Source organism: Methylobacterium sp. C1 (assembly GCF_001854385.1).
Taxonomy (GTDB): domain Bacteria; phylum Pseudomonadota; class Alphaproteobacteria; order Rhizobiales; family Beijerinckiaceae; genus Methylobacterium; species Methylobacterium radiotolerans.
In genome coordinates this window covers 805,844-828,261 of the sequence record NZ_CP017640.1, presented here as the reverse complement: position 1 = coordinate 828,261, position 22,418 = coordinate 805,844, and the positions used below count along the sequence as shown (strand labels likewise).

Here is a 22,418-nt window from a genome sequence, read left to right as displayed (position 1 = left end):
GAAGCTGTGGCCTGCCTTTCGGGCGGCCGCGGTCCAATCCCTACGCCGGTATGAGCCGGATCAGGTTCGAAGGATTTCCGCGCCGCAGGTCCTGACGGACGTGCCAGCGGTTTCTCAGCCCCTTGCCGGGGATCTCCCTGGAACAGATGCAGATGTGGCCTCCCGGCCGGTGCCGGTCAACCCCGCGCCGCGTCCAGGACGGCTCTCCCGCGACAATCGGCCGATCGCGGTGACGGACTGGACACCAAGCGGAGCGGAATCCGTCCGCCGGTCGCGGCCGCGCTCGCGATCGCGCACCATCCCTTCACGGGTCTGGCATCTCATCGCCGGGATCCGGGAACTCCGCGGATCGCCGCCACTCCACGTCACGGGCGAATTCGCGTGCGTACAATCCTCTTGATCTGCATGCTCGGCTTCCTCGGTGTCACGGCACTTCTGAAGCTGCGTGACGGCGCGCGGTCGGTGCCGGTAGCACTCGCCATCGCGCCGGCGCCGGCGCCGGAACCGGATCTCGCGGGCGCTGCCGTCGCCGGCGTAGCCCTCCAGGCCGGCCGCAACGGCCACTTCTTCGTCAACGCCCTCGTGGACGGCCGTTCGCTACCGATGATGGTGGATACGGGGGCGAGCGCCTGCGCGTTCTCGGAGGAGGACGCCGCGCGGATCGGGATCCAGGTCGGACCGTCCGATTTCACGCGCGTCTGGAATACCGCCAACGGGACGGTCCGCGTCGCGCCGATCCGGATCGCGATCGTGCAGATCGGATCGATAACGGTGCGGGACGTCGACGCGGTCGTGATCCCGCGCGGGCTCCTGTCGACCAGCCTGTTGGGCATGTCGTTCCTGAGGCGCCTGCGCGATTTCGGCGTCTCCGGCAGCACGATGACGCTCAGGGGCTGAAACGCGCGCGATGCGTGCAGATCTCCGGGCCGCGGCAGGACGGCTGGAAGGCCGCCCGGCTTGCCTTCCGAGATCGATCAGGGGAGCCGGTCGACCGCGCACTCCGTCCTGAGCCGTTGGAGTTTCCGGCACCGGTCTCACGCTTCCACCAAATCGAGTCATCTCGAATCATGTATATATGAGCCGTAGTTCGCTATAATTCCGTATCCGGCACGCACTTATTTCGAAGATTGACCCGTTTAATCGAAGCTTTACCTACAATCTCGATCGATTTGTCAATGCATGTCGGCGGTGCTAGATGCATCGACGGCCGCGGATGCGAGTTCTGAGCGCGCGGTGGGGCAGATTCAGGATGAAAAATCGCGGATCGACGATCTGTTTGTCCATGATCGTGAAGGACGAGGCCCACGTTATCCGTCGGTGCCTCGATTCTGTTCGACCGCTCATCGATCACTGGGTCATCGTCGATACCGGGTCGACGGACGGAACCCAGGATATCGTCCGCGCGGCGCTCGCGGACATTCCGGGGGCGCTGGTCGAGCGACCGTGGGTCGATTTCGCCTACAATCGAAACGAGGCCCTGAAACTCGCGCGGCGTCATGCGCAGTACACCCTGATCATCGACGCTGACGATGAGCTGATCATCCCCGCGGACTTCACGATGCCGAAGCTGCGCGCGCCCGGCTATCGGTTCGAGATCATCGACGAGCACACGCGATACTGGCGCAACCAGCTCGTCAGCAACCGGGAGAACTGGCGCTACCGGGGCGTCCTGCACGAATTCCTCAGCTGCCCCGGCGTGTCGGAGACTCCGATCCTCCCCCTCGCGATGCGCCGGGGCGACGACGGCGCCCGGCACCGCGACACGACTGCGGACGCGCGGGATATCGCCGTCCTCGAGAAGGCGCTGGCGGTCGAGACAGACCCCTTCATGATCGCCCGCTACACGATGTACCTCGGGACCACCTACGATGCCGCCGGCGAGTACCGGAAGGCCCTCGCATGCTTCCTGAAGCGCGCCGATCTCGGCGGATGGGACGAGGAGATCTATTTCAACCTGCTGATGGCCGCGGTGAACGCGGAGCGCCTCGATGAGCCGGAGGACAGGGTGCTGCAGCTCTACGAGCGCGCGACCTCCGTCCGTCCGGCGCGGGCGGAAGCGCGCCACGGGGCTAGTCGGTTCTGCAGGCTCAGGAAGCGGTTCGCGGACGGGTATCGATACGCGGAGGCGGGCCTTGCGCTCGCGCTTCCGAGCGAGGGGATCTCCCTGAATCCGTGGGTCTACGAGTACGGCTTGCTCGATGAATTCGCCCTCAACGCGTACCATCTCGGCCAGTACAGCGCCTGCGGACACGCCTGCCTGAAGATCCTCGAACGGACCCACGTCCCGAGGGAGGTCGCCATACGCGCCGGCGCCCTGGCACGGGACGTGATGGCGAAGATGATCGACCCGGTCTGGGGATGCCGGCACACCCCCTACGCGATGCCGTTCGTGCCGACGTGGTGAGGCGGCCGGCGCACAGGCACGCTGCGGGCTCGCGAGCGGATGTTGGCGGCCGCCGCGCGACGTCGGGACCGGGCCGGACCGCGATCGGAGACCTGGTCAGCTGGATCTGCGCGGGCGCAGGAACTTCGGCCGGAACACCGCCATCGGCTCGTCGAAGCCGTTGAGCCGGTGCTCGCCCAGCGGGATCGGGTCGCCCCAGAGGAAGTCCACGAACGGCTTCGACATCAGCAGCGGCTCGCCGAGGGCGCGGTTCAGCTGCGCGATGCGGCTCGCGAGATTCACGTCGCGCCCGATCACCGTGAAGTCGAGGCGGGAGCCGGACCCGACATTGCCGTAGGCGGCCTCGCCGTGGTGGAGCGCGATGCCCGCGGCCACCGGCACCGGGAACTGGTGCAGGGCGTTCGCCTCGTCGAGGGCCGCCAGGGCGTGCTGCGCCGCGGTGAGCGCGCCCTTGGCCGCGCCGCCGAGGTCGTCGCCGGACTCCCGGAAGATCGCCAGCAGGCCGTCGCCGAGATACTTCAGGACCTCGCCGCCCTCCCGCTCGATCGGCGGCACGAGGCAGTCGAAGAACACGTTGAGCAGGCCCACGGCCTCCTCGGGCGTCATGTCGGCGGTGGTGCGGGTGTAGTCGCGCATGTCTGCGAACAGGATCGCCGAGCGGATCCGGGTCACCTGCCCGCGGCGGATGTCCCCGGCCAGGATCGCCCGGTGCGGCTCGTCGCCGACGTAGAGCCGGAGCACGTGGTCGAGCTGCTTGTTGAGGACGCGCATCTCCATCACGGCCGCCAGCGCCGGCATGACGAAGCGCAGGATCGCGATGTCGTCGTCCCGGAACCCTTCGGGTGCGCGGGTGGCGAAGGTGATTCCGTTCTGCGTGCCGTTCGTGAAGAACAGGGGCGCCACCACGTAGTGGGTGTAGCCGCCGGCTTTCAGGTCCGGAACGATCGCGTAGGCGTCGTCCGGGGTCTTCGGCAGGTCGAGGATCAGCCACTCGCCGGTCTCGTGGACCGTGTGGAACGGGCTGTTGAGATAGGCGTCCGTCGAGCGGGCGCCGTGCGGGAACAGCCGCACGGTGGTGCCGCCGTCCCGGGTCCAGATGCGGCCGACGCCGGCATATTCCGAGTGCAGGGTGTCGATGGCCGTGGAGGCCCGGTCCACCGGCACGCCGATCGCGATCAGGCGCTCGGCGAGCCCGGCCAGCATCTCCTCGGCGTTGGGCATCCGCGCGCCCTCGCCGAGCAGCCAGTCGCGGATGCCCACGGAGGGCTGGAGCGCGCCGAAGGGCACGTCGTCAGCCTCCGAGCCGTCCGCGAAGGCCGTCGGGGATCCGGGCGTTGGCGGGCGGCGTTCGAGCATGGCGCCAGACTGGATGCCGCGCGGCACCGGGGCAACGCGGGCGACGGGGAAGCGCCGCGCGATCCGCGGCGCAGGCTCAGTTGTCCAGGAAGCTCCTCAGCTTCCGGCTGCGCGACGGGTGCTTCAGCTTCCGCAGCGCCTTCGCCTCGATCTGGCGGATGCGCTCGCGGGTCACCGAGAACTGCTGGCCGACCTCCTCGAGGGTGTGGTCGGTGTTCATGCCGATGCCGAAGCGCATGCGCAGCACGCGCTCCTCGCGGGGCGTGAGCGAGGCCAGCACGCGCGTCGTGGTCTCGCGCAGGTTCGACTGGATCGCCGCGTCGATCGGCAGGACGACGTTCTTGTCCTCGATGAAGTCGCCGAGATGGCTGTCCTCCTCGTCGCCGATCGGCGTCTCGAGGGAGATCGGCTCCTTGGCGATCTTCAGGACCTTGCGGACCTTCTCCAGCGGCATGGCCAGCTTCTCGGCCAGCTCCTCCGGGGTCGGCTCGCGGCCGATCTCGTGCAGCATCTGGCGCGAAGTGCGGACGATCTTGTTGATCGTCTCGATCATGTGCACCGGGATGCGGATCGTGCGCGCTTGGTCGGCGATCGAGCGGGTGATCGCCTGCCGGATCCACCACGTGGCGTAGGTCGAGAACTTGTAGCCGCGCCGGTACTCGAACTTGTCGACCGCCTTCATCAGGCCGATGTTGCCCTCCTGGATCAGGTCGAGGAACTGCAGGCCGCGGTTCGTGTACTTCTTGGCGATCGAGATCACGAGGCGCAGGTTCGCCTCGATCATCTCCTTCTTCGCCTGCCGGGCCTCGCGCTCGCCCTTCTGAACCATGTTGACGATGCGGCGGTACTCGCCGATCTCCAGGCCCGTCTCGGAGGCGAGGTCGAGGATCTGCGCGCGCAGCTCCGCGACCTGCTTCGAGCCGCGCTCGACCAGGTTCTTCCAACCCTTGCCGCCCAGCGTCCCGACGCGCTCCATCCAGTTCGGGTCGAGCTCGTAGCCCTGGTAGTGGCGCAGGAACTCGTCGCGGGCCACGCCGTGGCTCTCGGCGAAGCGCATCAGCCGGCCTTCGTGGCCGATCAGCTGCTTGTTGATCGAGTAGAGCTGGCCGACCAGCGCCTCGATGCGGTTGTTGTTCAGCGAGAGGGACTTCACGTCGGCGACGACGATGTCCTTCAGCTCGGCCTGCTTCTGGTCCTGAGCGGGCGTGTTCTGCTCGCCGGCGGCCTTGCGCTCGGTGCCCTCGATCTGGAACTTGCGCAGCTTGCGGTAGTTCGCGGCGATCGCGTCGAAGGTCTCGAGGACCCGCGGCTTGATCTCCGCCTCCATCGCGGCGAGCGAGACGTTGTTCTCGAGGTCGTCCTCGTCGTCGCCGCCCTCCGGGGGCGCCGGCGGCTCGCCGTCCTCGGATTCCTCGCCCTCGGCGAGCTGCGGCGCGTTCTTGCCGTCCGGGCCCGCGTAGGTCGCCTCGAGGTCGATGATGTCGCGCAGGAGGACCTTGCCCTCCACGAGCTCGTCCCGCCAGATGATGATCGCCTGGAAGGTCAGCGGGCTCTCGCAGAGACCCGCGATCATCGCCTCGCGGCCGGCCTCGATGCGCTTGGCGATCGCGATCTCGCCCTCGCGGGACAGGAGCTCCACCGAACCCATCTCGCGCAGGTACATGCGCACCGGATCGTCGGTGCGGTCGGTCGGCTCCTTGGTGGTCGTGGCGACCGCGACGGCGCGCGCCGGAGCGACCTCGGCGACCTCGCCGCCCTCCGCCTCCTCCTCCTCGCCGTCCGCGGCCTTCTCGCCGGCGGCCTCGTCGGTCTCCTCGGCCTCGACGACGTTGATGCCCATCTCGGAGAGCTGCGACAGCACGTCCTCGAGCTGGTCCGGATCGGACTGGCCCTCGGGCAGAACCTCGTTGACCTCCTCGTAGGTCACGTAGCCGCGCTTCTTGGCGAGCTTGACCATCCGCTTGACCGAAGCATCCGTCAGGTCGAGGAGCGGCCCGTCGGTCTGCTGCTCGGGGGCAGCGTCCGTCTCGTCCCGTTCCGTTGCCTTCGTCGCCATGATCAGCCTATTGTTTCGCACGCGGCGCGTTGCGGAGGCCCTGATGAGGCCGGTCCACGCCGTCGGCGCCGCTGTATGAGGTCGGCGCCGGATCGCTCCAGTCGCCGTGAGTCGTCGGTTTCCGTATGCAAGCCCGAGGCTTGACCGATTGTTAACTATGGCGGGACCGGGTCCCCCGCCACCGCCATGACACAGGCATTACACGGCCGTCGAGTCGCTCGACACCGGTGTATCGGCCTCCGCCTCGGCGGCGATGACGGTCTCCAGCCTCGCCTTCACTTCGCAGAGCCATGCCCACCCGGCATCGGTCGGATCGTCCTCAAACGCCTGCCGTGCTTCGCGAAGTTCGCTATGTAGCGCTCCTGCCTGCCGGTGCAAGATCATCGCCTGTCGGAGCGCGTCTGCGCGGTGGGCCGGATCGGCGTGCGGAGCCAGGGTCGTGCGGTCCCGCGAGCGGGCCAAGGCGAGGATTCGGTCGGCCGCCCCTGTGAGTCCGGCGCGATTGATGCGGTTCTGCAACACCTCGGGCGCCGCGTGCTCGTCCTCGGCCGCGCAGGCCAGCAGGACCGACAGCAGCGCCCGCGCGTCCGGATCCTCGAAGTCGAGTTCGGCCGCCTCCTCGCCGAACTCCGCCATCATCTCGGGATGGGCCAGCAGGGTACCGACGATGACCGCCTCGCGGACCGAAGCGGCGCCCGTGAAGCCCGCCGAGGCCGTGACCGAGGGGCTCGGACTCCCGGTGATGCGCGGCGAGACGGGCTCGCCGGGGCGGGTGAAGCGCTGCCGCCCGCGCGGGGCCGCGCCGGCGGCGCGGTTGCCGCGGGGCGACAGGCCGCGCAGGCGCTCCTCGATATCGTCGCGGTAGTAGCGCCGCACGGTCTCGTCGCGAATCGTCGCGACGGTGGTGCGCAGGGTCTGCGTCAGGCCGGCGCGGCGCTCCGGCGTGTCGACCGGTCCCGCCTCGAGGGCGCGCCGCCACAGCAGTTCCGACAGGGGGAGCGCCGCCGTCAGCACCTGGTCGATGGCCGTCGGGCCGCCCGAGCGCAGCAGGTCGTCCGGGTCCTGGCCGCCCGGCAGCAGCGCGATCCGCAGCGAGCGGCCGGGTTCGAGGAGCGGCAGCGCGATGTCGAGGGCCCGGTAGGCCGCCCGTTGGCCGGCCTTGTCGCCGTCGAAGCAGAGAATCGGCTCGTCGGCGTGGCGCCAGAGCAGGGCGAGCTGGTCCTCCGTCAGGGCGGTGCCCAGCGGCGCCACCGTCTCGGGGTGGCCGGCGAGCGTCATGGCGATGACGTCGACGTAGCCCTCGACCGCGATGATCGATCCGCGCTCGTGGGCGGCCTTGCGGGCGCCGTGCAGGTTGTAGAGCGTCCGGCCCTTGTGGAAGAGCGGCGTCTCCGGCGAGTTGAGGTACTTGGCGCGCACCTCCTTGGCGAGCGCCCGACCACCGAAGGCCACGACCCGGCCGCGGGTGTCGGTGATCGGGAACATCACCCGGTCGCGGAAATAGTCGTAGGGGACCGAGACGCCCTCCCCGGCCGCGAGCAGGCCGAGTTCGACCATCAGCGCCTTCTCGACGCCCTGCCCGGCGAGGTGGTCGCGCAGGGCGTAGCGGTCGTTCGGAGCGTAGCCGAGGCGGAAGGCCCGCTGAGTCTCGTCCCGCAATCCGCGGCGCTCGAGGTAGGCACGGGCCTCGCTGCCCTGGCCCGACCGCAGGCGCTCCTCGAACCAGCGGGCGGCCATCTCCATGACCTCGATCGCCCCGGCGCGCTTCTGCTCGCTGGCGCGGTTGTCCTCGGTGGGCGCCGGCAGGCTGACGCCGGCCTCGCCCGCCAGCCGCTCGACCGCCTCGGGGAAGCTGAGGCCTTCCGTCTCCATGAGGAAGGTGAAGATGTCGCCGTGCTTCGAGGACGAGAAGCAGTGGTAGAACTGCTTCTGGTCGTTCACGTAGAAGGACGGCGTCTTCTCGGCGTTGAACGGCGAAAGGCCGCGCCACTCGCGGCCGGCCTTCTTCAACTGCACGCGGCGGCCGACCACCGACGAGGCCGGCAGCCGGGAGCGGATCTCTTCCAGGATGTGGGGCGGATAGCGCACGGGGCCTGGGACGGGTTGCGTGAACCCGCTCCTATAGCGCGAGAGGCGTGACCGAGTCCCTCACATCCCCGGAACTCGGCGGAGGATTGCGGGGAGAGGCTCGGCCCTAGAGGGTCAGCCCTTCGCCGCCAGCGCCGCCTTCACGAGCCCGCTCGCCTTGCCGAAATCCATGCGGCCCGCGAACGTGCCCTTCAGGGCGGCGATCACCTTGCCCATGTCCTTCGGCCCGGCCGCGCCGGTCTCGAGGATCGCCGCCTCGACCGCCGCCTTCATCTCGGTCTCGTCCATCTGCTTCGGCAGGAAGCTCTCGATGATGGCGATCTCGGCGCGCTCGTTGGCGGCGAGTTCCGGGCGACCGCCCTGCTCGTAGACCGAGGCCGATTCAGTGCGCTGCTTAACCATCTTCTGGAGAAGCGACAGGATCTCCTCGTCGGAGATCGGCTCCTTGCCGTTGCCGCGAGCCTCGATGTCCCGGTCCTTGAGGGCGGCCTGGATCATCCGGATCGTGGCGAGCCTGTCCTTGTCGCCGGCCTTCATGGCCTCCTTCATCTCGGTGGTGAAACGCGCGCGCAGCATCTCGGTGACCTTCCAACGATCGAAGCGGGGGGCTGGCCTGCGGTTTGCGGGTGTTGAGCCCTGCGGGAGGCGGAGCCACATTGACCCCATCGCGGGCCGCTCGCTAAGAGCGCCGCACACGATCATGCCGCAAGCCGAGAGCGCCGAAACCCGGCGCCCGCCTTCGGCCGGACATAAGCGAGACTCAGCCCATGCTGCAAGACGCCGCCGCGCATGCCCCCGAGCCTCAGGCTCCCGAGCCCTGGGCCGAGCCCGTCGCGACGGCTCTGCTGGTGCTGGCCGACGGCACCATCCTGGAGGGCTTCGGCATCGGCCAGACCGGCGTGGCCGACGGGGAGGTCTGCTTCAACACCGCGATGACCGGCTACCAGGAGATCCTGACGGACCCGTCCTATGCCGGTCAGATCGTCACCTTCACCTTCCCGCATATCGGCAATGTCGGCACCAACGACGAGGACCTCGAGAGCCTCGAGGCGGCGCCGGCCTCGGGCGTCCGCGGCACCGTCGTCGCCTCGGCGGTGACGAACCCGTCGAACTGGCGATCCTCGTCGCATCTCGACGGGTGGCTCAGGGCCCGCGGCATCGTCGGCATCACGGGGGTCGACACCCGGGCACTCACGGCCCGCATCCGCGACCAGGGCATGCCGAACGCGGTGATCGCCAACGATCCCGAAGGCAAGTTCGACCGCGAGGCCCTCAAGGCCCGCGCGGCGGCCCTCGCGCCCATGGAGGGGCTCGACCTCGTGCCGCCGGTGACCAGCCGCGCGTCGTCGGAGTGGTCCGAGACCGTCTGGGCACTCGGCAACGGTTACGGCAAGCGCGCACCCGGCGAGGGCCTCAAGGTCGTGGCCATCGACTACGGCGTGAAGCGCAACATCCTGCGCCTCCTCGCCCAGGCCGGCTGCGACGTCACCGTGGTGCCGGCCACCACGACGGCCGACGAGATCCTGGCGCTGAAGCCGGACGGCGTGTTCCTGTCCAACGGTCCCGGCGACCCGGCCGCCACCGGCGCCTACGCGGTCCCGGTGATTCGCAAGCTGCTGGACGAGAAGGTGCCGACCTTCGGCATCTGCCTCGGCCACCAGCTCATGGGTCTGGCCCTCGGCGGCCGGACCGTGAAGATGGGCCAGGGCCATCACGGCGCGAACCACCCGGTGAAGGACAAGACCACCGGGAAGGTCGAGATCGTGTCGATGAACCACGGCTTCGCGGTGGACCCGGGCAGCCTCCCGGAGACGGCGGTGGAGACGCACGTGTCGCTGTTCGACGGCTCGAATTGCGGCCTGACCCTCACCGACCGCCCGGCCTTCTCGGTGCAGCACCACCCGGAGGCCTCACCCGGCCCGCGCGACAGCCACTACCTGTTCGAGCGCTTCGTGACGCTGATGCGCTCCGGCGCGCCGGAGACCGCGAAGGGCGCCTGAGACCCGGGCGCCGGCATCGGCCCGCCGTCATCGCTCCGCAGCGCGGTGACGGCCGGGGACAGATAAGCCGGCGCCGCGATCCCAATCGGGCCGCGGCGGGGCCATAAAATCCGCCAGATCGGACGGCTTAAGAGAGCCCACGACGGTCCCTGAACGGCGGCGCATCCGCGCCCGGCGACGGCGGTCCGTTGCAGGGGATTGCCGGATGACCATCGACGAGGCGCGCGACGATTTCTCCCGCCTGCACCGCAGCTTCACCTTCCATCTCGGCGTCGCCGTGGGCCTGTCCTGGCTGACCGCCCTCTACGCCGCCTTCTACGCTCCGTGGGTGCGCAACATCCGGGCCCTGATCGATCCGACCGGCGGCTTCGACCGCGTCGAGAGCACGGTGTCCTACCTGTTCGCCATGCCCGCCGTCCTCGCCCTCGCCTGGGTCTCGGTCTATTTCGGCCGCGAGGCCCTGCGCCGCGCGCAGACGCTCTCGAACGTCGCCGTCGAGTTTGCCGCCGCCGCCGTGGTGGCCTTCGGTGTGTTCTACCTCTCGATCGACCGGGCGGTCGCGGCGCTCCACGCCGGATTCTGAGGCGGGACGGGGCGGTTCGCGCCGCCCCGACGGCCGACCTACTGGATCTTCTCGAATAGCGGCTCGAACCGCTTGGCGGCCAGCTTGTTCTGCGGCACCGCCTTGGCCGCCTCCAGATTGTCGGGTCTGTCGCCGACCTGGACGAGGCCGACCATCCCCATGATGTAGTGCGGCGAGCACTTGATGCCGTAGAGGCCGGGCTTCTCGAAGGCCACGGTCTCCTCCTTGCCGACCACCGTCTTGAACGGCGCCGCGCCGTCGGGCGCCATGCCCTTGATCAGTTCGGCATTGTGGCCCTTGTCGGTCGGCACGAACCGGACCGTGTCGCCGGGCTGGATTTTCACGAAGGCCGGGTCGAAGACCATCATCCCGCCCGGGCCGCTGTTCAGGGTCTTGATGGCAACTTCCGAAGCGTTCGCGCTCACGATCGTGCCGATCAGAAGCATCGCGGACAAGGGGGTTCGGCTGATCATCTTCTATCTCGAATAATTACGATATCGATCGGCGGGATGGCCGGTCGGCCGAGTCCTACGTTCGGCTCCGAAGTCCGCCAAGAACTTCGTGCAATCGTGCGCGCGTTTATAAATACTCCACTTCGACGGACTGCCGGCGCATCCATGCGCCGGGCGCGCGTCCAATCTGCGCGGTCGTCCCGGCCTTCCAATGCGCCCGTGGCCCGTGTAAACGCGGGGCTCAACGACATTCCCGCCACGCGCGTCCGGGAGCAGGGCCTCAGTCGAGCCGTGCCCGATCGGGCGCGCTTGGCCTGAGAAGGCCCACGATGCCCAAACGCACCGACATCTCCTCGATCCTGATCATCGGTGCGGGTCCGATCATCATCGGACAGGCCTGCGAGTTCGATTATTCCGGCACGCAGGCGTGCAAGGCGCTCCGCGAGGAGGGCTACCGCATCGTCCTGGTGAACTCGAATCCCGCGACCATCATGACCGACCCGGACATGGCGGACGCGACCTACGTCGAGCCGATCACGCCGGAGATCGTCGCCAAGATCATCGAGAAGGAGCGCCCCGACGCGATCCTGCCCACGATGGGCGGCCAGACGGCGCTCAACTGCGCCCTGTCGCTGCAGAAGATGGGCGTGCTCGCCAAGTACGGCGTGCAGATGATCGGCGCCACCGCCGAGGCCATCGACAAGGCGGAGGACCGGAGCCTGTTCCGCGACGCCATGACCAAGATCGGGCTCGACACCCCGAAATCGGCGCTCGCCAACGCCTCGGCCGCGAAGAAGGCCGACCGCCAGGCCTACCTGGCCGAGATCGCCCGGATCGAGGCGGCCAACACCGATCCGGCGGCGCGCCAGGCGGCGCTGGCGGCCTACGAGAAGAGCTGGGCGGCGGGCGAGACCGAGCGGCGCAAGCGTTACGGCGAGCACGCCCTCGGGCAGGCGCTGATCGCGCTGGCCGAGGTCGGCCTGCCGGCCATCATCCGACCGTCCTTCACCATGGGCGGCACCGGCGGCGGCATCGCGTACAACCGCGAGGAGTTCCTCGACATCGTCGAGCGCGGCATCGACGCGTCTCCGACCAACGAGGTGCTGATCGAGGAGAGCGTGCTCGGCTGGAAAGAGTACGAGATGGAGGTCGTTCGCGATAAGAACGACAACTGCATCATCGTCTGCTCCATCGAGAACATCGACCCGATGGGCGTCCATACGGGTGATTCGATCACCGTCGCACCCGCGCTGACGCTCACCGACAAGGAGTACCAAGTGATGCGCGACGCGTCGCTGGCAGTGCTCCGCGAGATCGGCGTCGAGACCGGCGGCTCGAACGTGCAGTTCGCGATCAACCCCGAGAACGGGCGCATGATCGTGATCGAGATGAACCCGCGCGTGTCGCGCTCCTCGGCGCTCGCCTCGAAGGCCACCGGCTTCCCGATCGCCAAGGTCGCGGCCAAGCTCGCGGTCGGCTACACCCTCGACGAGATCGCCAACGACATCACCGGCGGCGCGACCCCGGCCTCGTTCGAGCCGACGATCGACTATGTCGTCACCAAGATCCCGCGCTTCGCCTTCGAGAAGTTCCCGGGCGCCGAGCCGACGCTGACCACCGCCATGAAGTCGGTGGGCGAGGCCATGGCGATCGGCCGCTGCTTCGCCGAATCGCTGCAGAAGGCCCTCCGCTCGCTGGAGACCGGCCTGACCGGCCTCGACGACATCGAGATCGAGGGGCTGGGCAAGGGCGACGACCACAACGCCATCAAGGCGGCCATCGGCACGCCGACCCCGGACCGGCTGCTCAAGGTCGCGCAGGCGCTGCGGCTCGGCGTCAGCCATGAGCAGGTCTACGCCTCCTGCAAGATCGACCCGTGGTTCCTGGAGCAGCTCCAGGCGATCATCGACCTGGAGAACCGCGTGAAGGCCCACGGCCTGCCGAAGACGGCCGGCGCCTTCCGCCAGCTCAAGGCCGCCGGCTTCTCGGATGCCCGCCTCGCGGTGCTGGCCAAGATCGACGAGGCCGCCGTCCGCGCGGCCCGGCGCGCCCTGGCGGTGCGCCCGGTCTACAAGCGGATCGACACCTGCGCGGCCGAGTTCAAGTCGCCCACCGCCTACATGTACTCGACCTACGTGGCGCCGTTCGCGGGCGCGGTGGTGGACGAGGCGCAGCCCTCGGACCGCAAGAAGGTCGTGATCCTCGGCGGCGGCCCGAACCGGATCGGTCAGGGTATCGAGTTCGACTATTGCTGCTGCCACGCCTGCTTCGCGCTGTCGGACGCGGGCTACGAGACCATCATGGTCAACTGCAACCCGGAGACGGTCTCGACCGATTACGACACCTCGGACCGGCTCTACTTCGAGCCGCTGACCGCCGAGGACGTGCTGGAGATCATCGAGACCGAGCGGCAGGCCGGCACTCTGCACGGGGTGATCGTGCAGTTCGGCGGCCAGACTCCGCTGAAGCTCGCCCGCGCCCTGGAATCCGCCGGCGTGCCGATCCTCGGCACCTCGCCCGACGCCATCGACCTCGCCGAGGACCGCGACCAGTTCAAGCGGCTCCTCGACAAGCTCGCGATGAAGCAGCCGAAGAACGGCATCGCCTACTCGGTGGAGCAGAGCCGGCTGGTCGCCGCGGATCTCGGCCTGCCCTTCGTGGTCCGCCCGAGCTACGTGCTAGGCGGCCGCGCGATGGCGATCATCCGCGACGAGACGCAGTTCGCCGACTACCTCCTCGACACGCTGCCGAGCCTGATCCCCTCCGAGGTGAAGGCCCGCTACCCGAACGACAAGACCGGCCAGATCAACACGGTGCTGGGCAAGAACCCGCTCCTGTTCGACCGCTACCTGTCGGACGCGGTCGAGGTCGACGTCGACGCGGTCTGCGACGGCAAGGACGTGTTCATCGCCGGCATCATGGAGCACATCGAGGAGGCCGGCATCCATTCGGGTGATTCGGCCTGCTCCCTGCCGCCGCGCTCGCTCTCGACCGAGATCATGGACGAGCTGGAGCGGCAGACGAAGGCCATGGCGCTGGCGCTCAACGTCGTCGGCCTGATGAACGTGCAGTACGCCATCAAGGACGGCACCATCTACGTGCTGGAGGTGAACCCCCGCGCCTCGCGCACGGTGCCGTTCGTCGCCAAGGTCATCGGCGAGCCGATCGCCAAGATCGCCGCCCGGATCATGGCGGGCGAGCCGCTCGCGACCTTCGGCCTGCGGCCGAAGACCCTGCCGCACATCGCCGTGAAGGAGGCGGTCTTCCCCTTCGCCCGCTTCCCCGGCGTCGACGTGCTGCTCGGACCGGAGATGCGCAGCACCGGCGAGGTGATCGGGCTCGACGCGAGCTTCGGCGTGGCCTTCGCCAAGAGCCAGCTCGGCTCGGGCACGCAGGTGCCGAAGGCCGGCGCCGTGTTCGTCTCGGTGCGGGATGCCGACAAGGCGCGCATCCTGCCGACCATGAAGCTCCTGTCGGACCTCGGCTTCACCATCCTGGCGACCGGCGGCACGCAGCGCTATCTGGTGGAGAACGGCGTGCCGGCGGAGCGGATCAACAAGGTTCTCGAGGGCCGGCCGCACGTGGTCGACGCGATCAAGAACGGCGGGATCCACCTCGTCCTGAACACGACCGAGGGGGCCGGCGCCCTGTCGGACTCGCGCTCGCTCCGGCGCGCGGCCCTCTTGCATAAGGTGCCGTATTACACCACTCTAGCCGGCGCGATGGCCGCGGCCGAGGGGATCAAGGCCTATCTAGAAGGCGATCTCAAGGTCCGCGCGTTGCAGGAATACTTCGCGGCCTGAACCTCAGGGTTCCGCTGACTTCATTTCATGGCCCGGGGAGAGTGCTTCACTCTCGGCCGGGCCTCTTCATTGTGGCGCGAGACGATGGCGATAGACAAGGTTCCGATCACCGTGCGCGGGCTGGCAGCCCTCGAAGAGGAGCTGAAGCACCGCCAGCAGGTGGAGCGCCAGCGCATCATCCAGGCGATCGCGGAAGCCCGCGCGCTCGGCGACCTGTCGGAGAACGCCGAGTACCACGCCGCCAAGGAGGCGCAGTCCCACAACGAGGGCCGCGTCCTCGAGCTCGAGAGCATGATCGCGCGGGCCGAAGTGATCGACGTCACGAAGCTCTCGGGCGACAGGATCAAGTTCGGCGCCACCGTGAAGCTCGTCGACGAGGACACGGAGGAGGAGAAGACCTACCAGATCGTGGGCGAGCCGGAGGCCGACGTGCGCTCGGGCCGCGTCTCGATCACCTCGCCGATCGCCCGCGCGCTGATCGGCAAAGGCGTCGGCGACACGGTCGAGGTCACGACCCCCGGTGGCGGCAAGTCCTACGAGGTCGTCGCCGTCCAGTACGGCGGCTGAGCCGATGCGCCCGCGTTCCTGGGGCCGGCTCGCCGGCCTGATCCTCGGTGCCGTCGCGGGATCCGCGGCGGCGAGCGACTTCCCGCCGACTCCGGTCTTCTCCGACGTCCGGGTGGACGTGCGGCCGCTCCTCGACAAGGGCGCGGGGCTGCAGGCCGAGGCGCTGGCCGGCGACCTGACCGACGCCCTGCGGAAGAACTTCGCCGGACGGATCGGCGGACGGGGGCCGCGCCTCGTCGTGGTCGTGACGAGCCTGTCGCTGCGGCCCTATGCCGGCAGCGGTGCCCTGCGCGGCTACGGCGGCAATTTCCAGACCGACTATATGGAGGGCGAGGCGCTGCTCGTCGGGCCCAAGGGGCAGGTGCTCGGGCGCTACCCGCAGATGACCGCGACGCCGTCGAGCTACGGCGGGGCGTGGTACGATCCGCAATTCGAGCAGCGCCGGCTCGCCGCCATCGCCGACATCTACGCCCAGTGGCTCGCCCGCGACCTGCCGCGGGACTAGAAGACGGCCGCCGGCCCCGGCCGGCGGCGTGGGGCGTATCCGGTGAGGAGCATGGCAAGCATCGACGTGTCGGAGGCGCAGACCGCGCCGGTCAGCAGTCCGGATCCGCGGCGTGCGCGCCTGCCCGAACTCGCCCGCGCCCGCGCCTGGATCGTCACGGACGGCAAGGCCGGCGACGAGAACCAGTGCGTCGGCATCGCCGAGACCCTGGGCCTCGACTTCGAGATCCGGCAGGTGCCGGCTTCCGGGCCGTTCGGCTGGATGGCGCCCTGGGGACCGATCGACCCGCGCGAGGGGCCGCGCCGCCGCGCCGGCGCCCTGTCGGGTCCCTACCCCGACATCCTGATCGCCTCCGGGCGTCGGTCGGTCCCGTACCTGCGGACGGTGCGGCGCGCGACCGGCGGCCGGACGTTCACGGCCTTCCTGAAAGATCCGCGGACCGGCGCGGACAGCGCCGACTTCATCTGGGTGCCGGATTACGACGACCTGCGCGGCCCCAACGTGTTCACGACGCTGACGGCGCCCCACCTCGTCACGGCGGCGCGCCTGGCCGCGGCCCGGGCGCGGCCGGATCCCCGGCTCGCGCGCCTCGACGGCCCCCGCGTGGCGGTGCTGGTCGGCGGCGACAGCCGTCACCTGAGCTATCGCAAGACCGACATGATCCGCCTCGTGGAGGATCTGCGCGGACTGGCCGAGCAGGGCTGCCGGCTGATGGTGACGATCTCCCGCCGGACCCCGAACCCGCTGCGCGAGGCCGTCAAGGCGCTCGCCGCCGAGACCGGCGGGTTCCTCTGGGACGGCAGCGGCGACAACCCCTACGTGGCCATGCTGGCGCTCGCCGAGGCGATCGTCGTGACCTCCGACTCGGCCAACATGGTCAGCGAGGCGGTGGCCACCGGCGCGCCGGTCCTGCTGTTCGACCTGCCCCGTACCTATATCCGGCACCGTCGCATGTTCGCCGGGTTGGCGATCGCCGGAGCGCTGCGGCCGTTCACCGGTCAGTTGGCAGATCTGACGTACAAGCCGATCGACGCGACGCCGGTGATCGCCCAGGCGCTCGCCGACGCCTATGCCGCGCGCCGCGCGGCCGGACCGGCCTGAGGAGACCGAGACAGATGGCCCACACCCACGCCAAGCTCGTGATCATCGGCTCGGGACCCGCCGGCTACACGGCGGCGATCTACGCGGCCCGCGCCATGGTCGAGCCGCTGCTGATCTCCGGCTTCCAGCCGGGCGGCCAGCTCATGATCACCACGGACGTCGAGAATTACCCGGGTTTCGCCGAGGCGATCCAGGGCCCGTGGCTGATGGAGCAGATGCGACTCCAGGCCGAGCATGTCGGCACTCGGATCGTCTCGGAATACATCACGAAGGTCGACCTCAAGCAGCGGCCCTTCCGCCTCGAGGCCGATTCCGGCGAGACCTACTCGTGCGACGCCCTCGTCATCGCCACCGGCGCCCAGGCCAAGTGGCTCGGCATCCCCTCCGAGGCGGCTTTCCAGGGCGGCGGCGTCTCGGCCTGCGCGACCTGCGACGGGTTCTTCTTCCGCGGCAAGGAGGTCGTGGTGGTCGGCGGCGGCAACACCGCGGTCGAGGAGGCCCTGTACCTCGCCAACATCGCCAGCAAGGTCACGGTGGTCCATCGCCGCGACAGCTTCCGCGCCGAGCGGATCCTGCAGGAGCGCCTGTTCAAGCACCCGAACGTCGAGGTGCTCTGGCACCGCGAGATCGCCGAGATCTGCGGAGTGCAGAAGCCGGCGCCGACCGTGACCCACGTCCGTCTCAAGGATCCGCGCTCGGGCGAGATCAGCGAGGCGAAGGCCGACGGCGTGTTCGTGGCGATCGGTCACCAGCCGGCCACCGCGATCTTCGAGGGGCAGCTGCCCATGCGCCACGGCGGCTACCTCACCGTGAAGCCGGGGACGACCGAGACCGAGATCCCGGGCGTCTTCGCCGCGGGCGACGTCACGGACGACGTCTACCGCCAGGCGATCACCGCCGCCGGCATGGGCTGCATGGCGGCGCTCGAGGCCGAGAAGTTCCTGGCCAACCTCGACATCGGCGAGAGTCCCGTCCAGGCCGCCGCGGCGGAATGACGGCTGCGCCGGTCTCCGCGCCCCCCGCGCGGAGCCGCCGCGCCTAGCATTTCAACAAGTTCGCGCTGCTCGCGCTTGCGCAGCACCATGCACCGTGTGCATAGGAGTGCTGACTGCGCCGGGATGCACGGATTGCATGCCCGCGCGGTGCCGCGAGCGGCCATCCGCGCGCGGCACCGCGCAGTTCGCCCGGTGATCTGCCCGCCGCTTCGCGCCCACTCCACCCCGGGCGCGTCCCGCGGGCGCGCGCTGGTAGGGGTTCTCGCCTTGGACTGGGACAAGATCCGGATCTTCCTCAACGTCGCGGAGGCGGGGAGCTTCACCAAGGCGGGTGACGATATCGGGCTCAGCCAATCGGCGGTGAGCCGCCAGATCAGCGCCCTGGAGCGCGAGCTGAAGGCGCCGCTGTTCCACCGCCATGCCCGCGGCCTGCTGCTGACCGAGCAGGGCGACCTGCTGTTCCGCGCCGCGCGAGATATGAAGCTGCGCCTGGAGAATACCCGGGCCCGGCTCGTGGAGACCTCCGAGCGGCCGACCGGCGATCTCAAGGTGACCACCACGGTCGGCCTCGGCACGTCCTGGCTGTCGCAGCGTGTGGGCGAGTTCCTCGACCTCTACCCGGACGTGCGCATCGAGCTGATCCTGACCAACGAGGAGCTCGATCTGGCCATGCGCGAGGCCGACGTGGCGATCCGCATGCGGCGCCCGGCGCAGCCGGACCTGATCCAGCGGCGGCTGTTCACCGTGCACTACCACGCCTTCGCGAGCCCGGATTACGTCAAGCGCTTCGGCGAGCCCAAGACCATCGAGGAGCTCGACGACCACCGCCTCGTCTCCTTCGGCGGCAACGAGCCCTCGTACCTGCTGGCCGCCCACTGGCTCGCCGATGCCGGCCGCGAGGGTCGCGAGCGTCGCCAGGTTCACCTGACGGTGAACAATATCGGCGCCCTGCAACGCGCGATGGAGGCCGGCGCCGGCATCGGCATCCTGCCCGACTACGCGGTGGATGGCGGGCAGCAACTCGTGCAGGTGTTGCGCGAGACCGAGATGCCGAGCCTCGAGAGTTACCTCGTCTACGCCGAGGAGATGCGCTCGGTCGCCCGCGTGCAGGCGTTCCGCGACTTCCTCGTCTCGAAGGCGCAGCGCTGGACCTACTGAGCATCCGATGGTTGACTCCGCCTCCTCACGGAGACGATTCGATGCGCGCTGCTCTCTACGCTCTGATCCTCGTCGCGGGACCGACCGGCGTGATGGCGGATGACTGCGCGGAAGCTTGGTACCAGCGCAACCTGATCTACAAGCAGGCGGGCTACTGCTTCAGCACGCCGCGGGCGATCCGAACCTTCGGCAACGCCGATTGCCGGTACGACGCCATGGATCGCGTGCCGCTCTCGCGGCAGGAGCAGGCGACCGTGGCGGATCTGCAGGCCTTCGAACGGGCCCACGCCTGCCCGCGCTAGTCCGCGGGCCGTCGAGGGGGACGGCTGGGCGGCGTCGGGGCCGCGTTGTCGAAACGGGAGCCACCCCGGCGCCGACGCGGCTCCACCGGGTCCGCCTCAGACGAACAGGCGCTCGCCTTCAAGGCCCTTGTAGAGGCCGGCGACCTGCTCGCCGTAGCCGTTGTAGATCAGCGTCGGCACCCGCTGGTCGGTGCCGAGGACGCGCTCCGTCGCCTGGCTCCAGCGCGGGTGCGGCACGGCCGGGTTCACGTTGGCCCAGAAGCCGTACTCGGAGGCCTGCAGCCCCTCCCAGAAGGTCTTCGGCCGATCGGCGGTGAACGAGATCTTCACCAACGACTTGGCCGATTTGAACCCGTATTTCCACGGCACCGCGAGGCGGATCGGTGCGCCGAACTGGTTGGGCAGCGACTTGCCGTAGATTCCCGTCACCATGAAGGCGAGGTCGTTGCCGGCCTCCGCCAGAGTCAGGCCTTCCGTGTAGGGCCAGGGATAGAAGAAGGCCCGCTGGCCGGGCGCCATCGCCTTGTCCAGGAAGGTCTCGAAGCGGATGTACTTCGCGCCGGAGGTGGGCTTGGCGAGCGCCACGAGCTTCGCCAGCGGGAATCCGGTCCACGGCACCGCCATCGACCACGCCTCGACGCAGCGGTGGCGGTAGAGCCGCTCCTCCAGGCCGACCTTCCGGATCAGGTCGTCGACGCCGATCTCGAACGGCTTCTCCACGAGGCCGTCGATCTTCAGCGTCCAGGGTTGCGTCTTGAGGGCGTTGGCCGCCGGCAGCACGGTCTTCGACGTGCCGAACTCGTAGAAATTGTTGTAGTCGGCGCTGAAGCGCTCCGGAGTCAGCGGGCGATCGAGCGTGTAGGCGGAGTTCTGCGGCGCCGGGTAGAGCGCCTGGTCGCCCGCGGCCGCCCAGGCGGCGCGGCCGCCCAGGAGCGAGCCGGCCGCCAGACCGGCCGCGCCGCCGATCAGGGTCCGCCGATCGAGGAAGACGGCCTCCGGTGTCGCCAGATGGTCCGGTATCTCCCAGCCGCGCCTGCGCTTGATCAACATGGCCGTCTCCTCGGATCTCCTGCGCGCACAACCCACAGATCGGCCGCGGCCGACAGGGGCACAAGCGCCGCAGCCTCACCTTTCGGCGAACGGCCCGCAGGGGTTACACCGCCCGCGAGCGGCACGGGGCCGCAGGCGCCGAGCCGCCGCGCCGGCGACTCTCAGGCCGGCGGCGTCTCGTCGCGCAGCATCCGCCGCAGCACCTTGCCGACATTGGTCTTCGGCAGGGTCTCGTGGAGCACCACGCGGCGGGGCACTTTGTAGCCGGTGAGTTGTGTGCGCGCGTGCGCCCGCAGGACATCGATGGAGACCGCCGGGTCCTTCAGGACCACGTGGGCCACCACCATCTCGCCGGTCTCCTCGCTCGGCGCGCCGACCACGGCGCATTCGAGCACGGCCGGATGAGCCGCCAGCACATCCTCGACCTCGTTCGGATAGACGTTGAAGCCGGAGACGAGGATCATGTCCTTCATCCGGTCGACGATCCGGACCTGCCCGTCCGCCTGCAGGATCGCGACGTCGCCGGTCCGGAAGAACCCGTCCGCGGTCATCGCCCGCGCGGTCTCCTCCGGCCGGTTCCAGTAGCCGCGCATCACCTGCGGGCCGCGCACGCAGATCTCGCCCGGCTGCCCGTTCGGGAGGGAGGCACCGGAGATGTCGCGGATCGAGACTTCTGTCGACGGCAGCGGGTAGCCGATCGTGCCGGAGAAGTCGCGCATGCCCCGCGGGTTGACGCACACGACCGGCGAGGTCTCGGACAGGCCGTAGCCTTCGATGATCGTGTTGCCGGTCAGGGCCTTCCAGCGCTCGGCCACGGCGCGCTGGACGGCCGTGCCGCCGCCGACCACGAAGTCGAGGTTGGCGAAATCCACCGTTCCGATCTTCGGGTGGTTGATCAGCACGTTGAACAGGGTGTTCACGCCCATCAGGTGGGTGAAGCGCGTGCGACTCAGCGTCTTGACCATGCCGTCGCAGTCGCGCGGATTGGGGATCAGCAGGCAGGAGCCGCCGCTGCGCATGAACTGGAAGAAGCACGCGGTGAGCGCGAAGATGTGGTAGAGCGGCAGGGCCGTGACCACGCAGCGCGTGACGCTCGGATCCTTCGAGTTGAACCAGAGCTGCGACTGCTCGACATTCGCCATGATGTTGCGGTGGCTCAGCATCGCCGCCTTGGCGATGCCCGTCGTGCCCCCGGTATACTGCAGGAAGGCGAGGTCCTCCGGCTCCACCGCTGCCGAGACGCGCGGCAGCGACCGGCCCCGGCGGAGCACCGTGGCGAAGGGGATCGCGAGGCCCTCGGGCAGGCGGAACGCCGGCACCGCCTTGCGGACGTGCCGGCTCGCGAGGTTGATCACCTGCCCCTTGAGCCCGAGCCCGTCGCCCGGGCCCACGAGGACGACCCGCTCCAGAGCCACGTCCGGCAGGGCCGCGGCGATCGTGGCGCCGAAATTCTCCAGGACGATCAGGATCCGCGCGCCGGAATCGCCGATCTGCTGGGCGCATTCGCGGGGCGTGTAGAGCGGGTTGGTGTTGACCACCGTACCGCCTGCCAGGAGCACGCCGAAGATCGCCACCGCGTAGGCGGGGACGTTCGGCAGCATGATCGCCACGCGGTCGCCCTTCGCCAGCCCCTGCCCGCGCAGCCAAGCAGCGAGGTCGCGCGCCTGCTGGCCGAGCGTCGCGTAGGTCATGGTCGAGCCGAAGCACAGCATCGCCGGCCGGCCCGCGAAGGCGGTCACGCTGGTCTCGAACAGGTCGACCAGGGTCCCGAGGCCCGCGACGTCGATCTCCGCCGGGACGCCGGGCGGATAGGCGGCCAGCCAGGGCCTGTCGGAGGCCCCGTTGCCCAGCGCGCCCGGCATCGCTCCGGCGGTGGCGGCTTGAGCGCCGTGCTCCATCACGTTCGCCTGATGCATCGCGATGCCTCCCGCGGGCCCGACTCTCGGGGGCCGAGTCCCGCAACGCCTGTCGCGCCGACTCTGCGGGAACGGAGGCCGG

The 22,418-nt window shown here is 69.4% G+C and carries 18 protein-coding genes and 1 riboswitch; of the genes, 11 read left to right on the top strand and 7 right to left on the bottom strand.

Going from position 1 to position 22,418, the window contains the following annotated elements:
- Positions 1 to 19: 19 nt before the first annotated feature.
- A riboswitch (TPP riboswitch) is annotated at positions 20 to 148 on the bottom strand.
- Between the two features lie 233 nt (positions 149 to 381).
- Positions 382 to 897: a TIGR02281 family clan AA aspartic protease gene (locus BKE41_RS03800; RefSeq protein WP_076729403.1), complete on the top strand. Its 516-nt coding sequence runs from the start codon at positions 382 to 384 to the stop codon at positions 895 to 897.
- A gap of 385 nt (positions 898 to 1,282) precedes the next feature.
- Entirely contained in the window at positions 1,283 to 2,404 is a 1,122-nt protein-coding gene (locus BKE41_RS03795; RefSeq protein ID WP_106427808.1) for a glycosyltransferase, read from the top strand.
- A 96-nt stretch (positions 2,405 to 2,500) separates the two neighbouring features.
- On the opposite strand, the gene BKE41_RS03790 is transcribed toward BKE41_RS03795, so the two are convergent.
- The 4 genes from BKE41_RS03790 to BKE41_RS03775 all read right to left on the bottom strand — a co-directional run bounded on the left by BKE41_RS03790 (position 2,501) and on the right by BKE41_RS03775 (position 8,480).
- A complete protein-coding gene (locus tag BKE41_RS03790) occupies positions 2,501 to 3,760 on the bottom strand; it encodes an adenylate/guanylate cyclase domain-containing protein (protein WP_071000627.1) in 1,260 nt (419 codons plus the stop codon).
- A 76-nt stretch (positions 3,761 to 3,836) separates the two neighbouring features.
- On the bottom strand, positions 3,837 to 5,816 hold the full coding sequence (gene rpoD / locus BKE41_RS03785) for an RNA polymerase sigma factor RpoD (protein WP_012317580.1): 1,980 nt from the start codon (positions 5,814 to 5,816) through the stop codon (positions 3,837 to 3,839).
- A 198-nt stretch (positions 5,817 to 6,014) separates the two neighbouring features.
- Positions 6,015 to 7,904, bottom strand: a complete 1,890-nt coding sequence (dnaG, locus tag BKE41_RS03780; protein WP_024831065.1) for a DNA primase — start codon at positions 7,902 to 7,904, stop codon at positions 6,015 to 6,017.
- Positions 7,905 to 8,018: 114 nt separating this feature from the next.
- Complete coding sequence (locus BKE41_RS03775) at positions 8,019 to 8,480, bottom strand: GatB/YqeY domain-containing protein (RefSeq protein ID WP_012317578.1); 462 nt, start codon at positions 8,478 to 8,480, stop codon at positions 8,019 to 8,021.
- 191 nt (positions 8,481 to 8,671) lie between these two features.
- Here BKE41_RS03775 and carA point away from each other — a divergent pair, with 191 nt between their 5' ends.
- Both carA and BKE41_RS03765 read left to right on the top strand, forming a co-directional pair.
- Positions 8,672 to 9,904, top strand: coding sequence for a glutamine-hydrolyzing carbamoyl-phosphate synthase small subunit (carA, locus tag BKE41_RS03770; protein ID WP_012317577.1), 1,233 nt, complete (start codon positions 8,672 to 8,674; stop codon positions 9,902 to 9,904).
- Positions 9,905 to 10,109: 205 nt separating this feature from the next.
- A complete protein-coding gene (locus BKE41_RS03765; RefSeq protein ID WP_012317576.1) occupies positions 10,110 to 10,487 on the top strand; it encodes a hypothetical protein in 378 nt (125 codons plus the stop codon).
- A gap of 38 nt (positions 10,488 to 10,525) precedes the next feature.
- On the opposite strand, the gene BKE41_RS03760 is transcribed toward BKE41_RS03765, so the two are convergent.
- Positions 10,526 to 10,960 carry a pseudoazurin gene (locus tag BKE41_RS03760; protein ID WP_024831066.1) on the bottom strand — a complete coding sequence of 145 codons (435 nt, stop codon included), beginning with the start codon at positions 10,958 to 10,960 and terminating at the stop codon, positions 10,526 to 10,528.
- A gap of 308 nt (positions 10,961 to 11,268) precedes the next feature.
- On the opposite strand from BKE41_RS03760, the gene carB reads away from it, so the two are divergent.
- The 7 genes from carB to BKE41_RS03725 all read left to right on the top strand — a co-directional run bounded on the left by carB (position 11,269) and on the right by BKE41_RS03725 (position 19,370).
- Positions 11,269 to 14,742: a carbamoyl-phosphate synthase large subunit gene (gene carB, locus BKE41_RS03755; protein WP_024831067.1), complete on the top strand. Its 3,474-nt coding sequence runs from the start codon at positions 11,269 to 11,271 to the stop codon at positions 14,740 to 14,742.
- 90 nt (positions 14,743 to 14,832) lie between these two features.
- On the top strand, positions 14,833 to 15,309 hold the full coding sequence (gene greA / locus BKE41_RS03750; protein ID WP_170855149.1) for a transcription elongation factor GreA: 477 nt from the start codon (positions 14,833 to 14,835) through the stop codon (positions 15,307 to 15,309).
- 4 nt (positions 15,310 to 15,313) lie between these two features.
- Entirely contained in the window at positions 15,314 to 15,814 is a 501-nt protein-coding gene (locus BKE41_RS03745) for a hypothetical protein (protein WP_012317572.1), read from the top strand.
- A gap of 51 nt (positions 15,815 to 15,865) precedes the next feature.
- Entirely contained in the window at positions 15,866 to 16,915 is a 1,050-nt protein-coding gene (locus tag BKE41_RS03740) for a mitochondrial fission ELM1 family protein (protein ID WP_012317571.1), read from the top strand.
- Positions 16,916 to 16,929: 14 nt separating this feature from the next.
- Positions 16,930 to 17,910 (top strand): thioredoxin-disulfide reductase, encoded by a 981-nt coding sequence (gene trxB, locus BKE41_RS03735; protein ID WP_058606284.1) that lies wholly within the window; start codon positions 16,930 to 16,932, stop codon positions 17,908 to 17,910.
- Between the two features lie 267 nt (positions 17,911 to 18,177).
- Entirely contained in the window at positions 18,178 to 19,068 is an 891-nt protein-coding gene (locus tag BKE41_RS03730) for a LysR family transcriptional regulator (RefSeq protein WP_012317569.1), read from the top strand.
- Between the two features lie 41 nt (positions 19,069 to 19,109).
- A complete protein-coding gene (locus BKE41_RS03725; RefSeq protein ID WP_012317568.1) occupies positions 19,110 to 19,370 on the top strand; it encodes a YARHG domain-containing protein in 261 nt (86 codons plus the stop codon).
- A gap of 96 nt (positions 19,371 to 19,466) precedes the next feature.
- Here BKE41_RS03725 and msrP read toward each other — a convergent pair whose 3' ends face one another.
- Complete coding sequence (gene msrP, locus BKE41_RS03720; protein ID WP_070998552.1) at positions 19,467 to 20,420, bottom strand: protein-methionine-sulfoxide reductase catalytic subunit MsrP; 954 nt, start codon at positions 20,418 to 20,420, stop codon at positions 19,467 to 19,469.
- A gap of 161 nt (positions 20,421 to 20,581) precedes the next feature.
- Positions 20,582 to 22,282 (bottom strand): AMP-binding protein, encoded by a 1,701-nt coding sequence (locus tag BKE41_RS03715; RefSeq protein ID WP_059408490.1) that lies wholly within the window; start codon positions 22,280 to 22,282, stop codon positions 20,582 to 20,584.
- Between the last annotated feature and the right edge of the window lie 136 nt (positions 22,283 to 22,418).

Bases quoted from the DNA above. Each gene is read 5' to 3' on its own strand.
- BKE41_RS03795 (WP_106427808.1), top strand. From the start codon at position 1,283: ATGATCGTGAAGGACGAGGCCCACGTTATCCGTCGGTGCCTCGATTCT.
- BKE41_RS03790 (WP_071000627.1), bottom strand. From the start codon at position 3,760: ATGCTCGAACGCCGCCCGCCAACGCCCGGATCCCCGACGGCCTTCGCG.
- rpoD (WP_012317580.1), bottom strand. From the start codon at position 5,816: ATGGCGACGAAGGCAACGGAACGGGACGAGACGGACGCTGCCCCCGAG.
- BKE41_RS03775 (WP_012317578.1), bottom strand. From the start codon at position 8,480: ATGCTGCGCGCGCGTTTCACCACCGAGATGAAGGAGGCCATGAAGGCC.
- carA (WP_012317577.1), top strand. From the start codon at position 8,672: ATGCTGCAAGACGCCGCCGCGCATGCCCCCGAGCCTCAGGCTCCCGAG.
- BKE41_RS03765 (WP_012317576.1), top strand. From the start codon at position 10,110: ATGACCATCGACGAGGCGCGCGACGATTTCTCCCGCCTGCACCGCAGC.
- BKE41_RS03760 (WP_024831066.1), bottom strand. From the start codon at position 10,960: ATGATCAGCCGAACCCCCTTGTCCGCGATGCTTCTGATCGGCACGATC.
- carB (WP_024831067.1), top strand. From the start codon at position 11,269: ATGCCCAAACGCACCGACATCTCCTCGATCCTGATCATCGGTGCGGGT.
- BKE41_RS03745 (WP_012317572.1), top strand. From the start codon at position 15,314: ATGCGCCCGCGTTCCTGGGGCCGGCTCGCCGGCCTGATCCTCGGTGCC.
- BKE41_RS03740 (WP_012317571.1), top strand. From the start codon at position 15,866: ATGGCAAGCATCGACGTGTCGGAGGCGCAGACCGCGCCGGTCAGCAGT.
- trxB (WP_058606284.1), top strand. From the start codon at position 16,930: ATGGCCCACACCCACGCCAAGCTCGTGATCATCGGCTCGGGACCCGCC.
- BKE41_RS03725 (WP_012317568.1), top strand. From the start codon at position 19,110: ATGCGCGCTGCTCTCTACGCTCTGATCCTCGTCGCGGGACCGACCGGC.
- msrP (WP_070998552.1), bottom strand. From the start codon at position 20,420: ATGTTGATCAAGCGCAGGCGCGGCTGGGAGATACCGGACCATCTGGCG.
- BKE41_RS03715 (WP_059408490.1), bottom strand. From the start codon at position 22,282: ATGCCGGGCGCGCTGGGCAACGGGGCCTCCGACAGGCCCTGGCTGGCC.